General features: G+C 70.6%; 2 protein-coding genes. One reads left to right on the top strand and one right to left on the bottom strand.

The window, feature by feature from the left end:
* A partial coding sequence (locus D7V93_RS43275) for a hypothetical protein (protein ID WP_208723357.1) occupies positions 1 to 216 on the bottom strand: 216 nt, incomplete at its 3' end.
* 117 nt (positions 217 to 333) lie between these two features.
* Between D7V93_RS43275 and mazG the strand changes: the two genes are divergently transcribed.
* Positions 334 to 1,145: nucleoside triphosphate pyrophosphohydrolase (gene mazG, locus D7V93_RS43270; protein WP_120648698.1), on the top strand; the 812-nt coding region annotated here is incomplete at its 3' end.

Genomic DNA, 1,145 nt, shown 5'->3' with positions numbered 1-1,145 from the left:
GCCCCGGCCGGTGGGGCGCCGGGGCTCGGGCTCCGGTTCCTCGGCCTCTTCGACCTCCGGCTCGTCCTGGACGGCGGTGCCCTCCCCGGTGTCGGACTCCGGATCCTCCAGGTAGGTCTCCTGGATGCGCGTGGGGGCGTCCTGCATCAACGCAGGCGCGCGCGCGGGAACAAGCAGCACGAGGCAGCAACACAGGCCGAGGAACGAGCGGAGCATCCGAGCAGCCGATGATAGGCGACAGGACGGACGACACGAAATCATGTGTGCCCGTTCCCTCTTCGCTCCCGCGTGCTACAGGAGCGCGCGGCGGGGGACTGCACGGGAGCGAATCGCATGGCGGCGCCTGGATCAGAGCTGGAACGACTGGTGGGGATCATGCAGCGGCTGCGGGCCGAGGGCGGCTGCCCCTGGGACCGCGAGCAGGACCTGCGCTCGCTGCGCCCCTACCTGACCGAGGAGGCATTCGAGGTCCTGGACGAGATGGACCGCGTCTCCGAGGGCGGCCCCTGGCATCCCCTGTGCGACGAGCTGGGGGACCTGCTCTTTCAAATCGTCTTCCACGCCCAGCTCGCGGCGGAGCTGGGCGAGTTCACGATGGCGGACGTCTGCAAGGCCATCAGCGACAAGATCACCCGCCGGCACCCCCACGTCTTCGGTGACGAACAGGTGAAGGGCGCCGAACAGGTGCTCTCCAACTGGGCGAAGCTGAAGGCGGACGAGCGCAAGCGCAAGACGGGCCGCGCGGGTTCGGTGCTGGACGGAGTGCCCACCGCCGCCCCGTCCCTGCTGCGCGCCGAGCGCCTCACCGAGAAGGCCAGCCGCATCGGCTTCGACTGGCCGGACCTCGCCGGGGTGCGCGGCAAGCTGGACGAGGAGCTGCGCGAGCTGGACGAGGCCATCGCGGCGGGGGGACGGGACGCCATCGAGCACGAGCTGGGGGACGTCCTGTTCTCGCTCGCGAACCTCGCCCGCTTCGTGAAGACGCCGGCGGAGGACGCGCTGCGCATGGCCACCCGCCGCTTCGTCACCCGGTTCCAGTACATCGAGGCCCGGCTGAACGAGGAGAACGTGCCCTTCGGCGGCGCCACCCTGGAGCACATGGAGCGCCACTGGCAGGCGGCCAAGGCCGAGGAGAAGGCCCTTCC

It is taken from the genome of Corallococcus llansteffanensis, assembly GCF_003612055.1.
GTDB lineage: Bacteria > Myxococcota > Myxococcia > Myxococcales > Myxococcaceae > Corallococcus > Corallococcus llansteffanensis.
The sequence above is the reverse complement of the archived record's forward strand: the minus strand, read 5'-3'. Positions and strand labels throughout refer to the sequence as shown.